We start from the raw sequence: 3,015 nt of genomic DNA on the forward strand, positions 1-3,015 counted from the left end.
CGCGCCGGCCCGCTCCATCGCCCAGGCCTGGGCCAGGAACGCCTCGGTGGGCGGGCCGGGCGGGCGCAGCAGGCCGGCGACGACCCGCGCGGCGAGCGGGTGGGCGAAGCCGGCCAGCAGGTCGAAGCCGGGCCGCGGCAGGTCCGCGATCAGCCGCCGGGCCAGCTCGGCCACGCCGGCCTCGAGGCGGGCGACCGCCCGCGGGGCCAGGGCCCGGGCGACGGGGGCCCGGTCGGCCGCGTGCCCCGGCGGGTCGAGGAAGAACAGCCAGCGGGCCGACCACGCGGAGAACTCGGCCAGCCCGTCCCGGTCGGCCGGCGGGACCCGGGGCACGACGGCCGAGGAGAACGTCGCCGGGTCCTGCAGTACCGCCGAGACATCCGCGAAGCGGGTCACCACGAACCGGCGCAGGCTCGCGCTGTAGAACAGCGGCTCGCTCGCCCGCAGCCGGGCGAGCGCCGGGAACGGGTCGGCGGCGTAGCCGGGGCCGAACGGGTCGGTCACCGCGCCAGCAGCTCGTCGACGGCCGCCACGGCCCTGGCGAGCCGGTCCTTTCCCAGGGGGATGGCGACGTACGGCCGCCCGAGCCGGTTCAGCTCCCGCTCGCAGGCGGCGTGGAACTCCCGCCGCTCGGTCGGCGTGTTGTACGTGTCCGGACCGGTGAACGGCAGGTCCGGCGACGTCAGCAGGTACAGGTCGATGCTCGAGCGCTGCGACGCCTCGACCAGCCACTGCGGGGCCGTGCCGAAGAGCCGCTCGCTCCACAGGCGCACCGAGAGCAGGTCGGTGTCGCAGAACAGCACCCGGCTGGCCCGCCGGGCGAGGAGGTCCTCCGCGGCCTGCTGCCCGTGCGCCACCGGCGAGACGCCGCCGACCAGCAGCTCGGGGCCGGCGTAGCGCATCCGCTCCGGCACCCACACGGTGCCGTAGTGCTCGGCCAGCCACTTCGCGATGGTCGTCTTGCCGGTGCTCTCGGGCCCGATGAGGCAGACCCGCCGGGCGTAGAAGGCCCGCACCGCCGGCGGCAGGTACCGCTCGCAGGCCCACGGGTCGGCGCGCACGTGCGTGCCGGAGACGGGGACCGCGTCGCGGCTCACCGGGATGACCTGGGCCCCGAGCCGCCGGCCGAGCGTGGGATCGTAGCCCTCCCCGGCGAAGACGTAGTCCGGCCGGACCACGTCGAGGACCGCCCTGGTCCACCGCTCCTGCTCGCCCTCGTCCTCGACGGCCGTGACCGTCACCCCGGGGAACAGCTCGGCGAGCCAGTCCCGGCGCACCTCCCACGGGATCGGGTCGTCGCCGCTGACGCGGACGAAGACGAAGACGTCGGGGGTGTGGGCGAGGGCGTACTCGATGAGGTACCGGTGCCCGTCGTGCACCGGCAGGAACCGGCCGAGCACCACCGCGGAGCGCTGCCCCTTGAAGCCGGCCCCGGGGCGGGGCCCGAACTGCTGCGGTGAGAACCCGGCCAACCGGCGCTCGCGCTCCTGCGCGGCCTTGAGGTCGAGCTCCTCCTCCGAGGGCTCGTCGTCGTAGTAGGCGAAGCTGGACCCGTACCAGGCCAGCGGGGGCGGTATCTCGGCGAGGGTCACGGCCTCAGGATACGGACGGCACGAAACGATCGGCGTCAGTCGCTGTCCGGCGGCCGCCGGGCCGCCTGGGCGATGCTCACCGCGCCGCTGGTGAGGGCGCGGCGCCACGGCACGGTGCCCTCGATCTCCACCTGCAGCGAGAAGCTCAGGAACGTCCGGATGAGCACGATGATCCCGAGTACCGCGACGCTCTCCAGCGACGGCGAGACGGCGACGGTCCGGATGAGGTCGGCGGCGACCAGCACCTCGAGGCTGAGCAACAGCACCCCGCCGAAGCTCTCCCGCAGTGCCAGGTAGCCGCGCCGCCCGCCGTCGCGCCGGGCCGCCCGCACGGCGAGCACCACCGAGAAGAGCAGCCCGATCACCAGCACCACCGCCGCGAGCGCGTCGAAGCCCTGCGCGACACGCTCCATCGCCCCGGCAACCCCCACTCCCGTAACCTACCGCCGGGTTCGGTCCGCTCGGGGCCGGTCAGGGAATGGGCAGCAGGTCGGCCGGGGCGCCGTCGGTCCAGCCGGGGTCGAGGACCGCGAGGGCGTCCGCGGTCGCCGCCGCGCGCAGGCTGGCCGGGCGGGCCCCGGTGGCGATCGTGGCGTGGGTGGTTTCCAGGCGTACCGGCACGAGCCGCACGCCCTGCGCCGGCACCGGCGCCGAGCCGAAGACCGGCAGCCGCACGGCCGGCCCGGGGGCCGCGCCGGTCAGGGCCTCCAGCAGGGGCTGCAGCAGCGTCAGCGCGGCGACCAGGCCCGCGAACGGGTTGCCCGGCAGGCCGACGACCCACGGGCCGCCGCCCGGCAGGCGGGCCAGCAGCTGCGGGTGGCCGGGGCGGCACTGGACGCCGTCGACGTGCCATTCGGCGCCGAGCCCGGCCAGGACGCGGTGGAGGTGGTCGGCGGCGCCGACGGAGGAGGAGCCGGTGACCACGAGGACGTCGTCGCCGCCCGCGATCAGGGCGGCGCGCAGGGCCGCGCCGTCGTCGGGCAGGTGCGTGCCCGACGTGACGGTGCCGCCCGCGGCGGCGACCACGGCGGCGACGGCCGGGCCGAGGGCGTCGCGGACCAGGCCGGGGGCCGGCAGCCCGCCGTGGACGATCTCGTCGCCGGTGACGGCGAGCCGGACGGCCGGGCGCCGGTGCACGGCCAGGGTGTCGGCGCCGGCCTGGGCCGCGGCGCCGAGGACCGCGGAGCTCACCCGCCGGCCGGCCGGGACGAGCGGGTCGCCGGGCAGGGCGTCCTCGCCGGCCACGCGGATGTTGCGCCGGCCGGCCGGGGCCTGCGGGTCGGGGGTGACGGTGTCGTCGACGCGGATGCTGCGCTCGTACGGCAGGACCGAGTCCGCCCCGCCCGGCACCGGGGCGCCGGTGGCGATCTCGGCGGGGGTGCCCGGCAGCAGCGAGCCCGGCACGGCCCCGGGGCCGGCGAGG

3 protein-coding genes and 1 pseudogene are annotated in these 3,015 nt (G+C 77.3%); all 4 read right to left on the minus strand.

Going from position 1 to position 3,015, the window contains the following annotated elements; translation table 11 throughout:
- Window positions 1–504 (minus strand): annotated as a pseudogene (locus ABD352_RS53365) (hypothetical protein); the annotation flags it as partial.
- Entirely contained in the window at window positions 501–1,592 is a 1,092-nt protein-coding gene (locus ABD352_RS53370; protein ID WP_344620366.1) for an AAA family ATPase, read from the minus strand. The pseudogene ABD352_RS53365 and the gene ABD352_RS53370, both read right to left, overlap by 4 nt.
- Before the next feature lie 35 nt (window positions 1,593–1,627).
- Window positions 1,628–2,005, minus strand: coding sequence for a DUF1622 domain-containing protein (locus tag ABD352_RS53375; RefSeq protein ID WP_344620367.1), 378 nt, complete (start codon window positions 2,003–2,005; stop codon window positions 1,628–1,630).
- Window positions 2,006–2,063: 58 nt separating this feature from the next.
- Window positions 2,064–3,015, minus strand: a 952-nt coding sequence (locus ABD352_RS53380) for a molybdopterin-binding protein (protein WP_344620368.1), incomplete at its 5' end; no start/stop codon positions are given.

It is taken from the genome of Dactylosporangium salmoneum (assembly GCF_039532525.1).
Classification (GTDB): Bacteria; Actinomycetota; Actinomycetes; order Mycobacteriales; family Micromonosporaceae; genus Dactylosporangium; species Dactylosporangium salmoneum.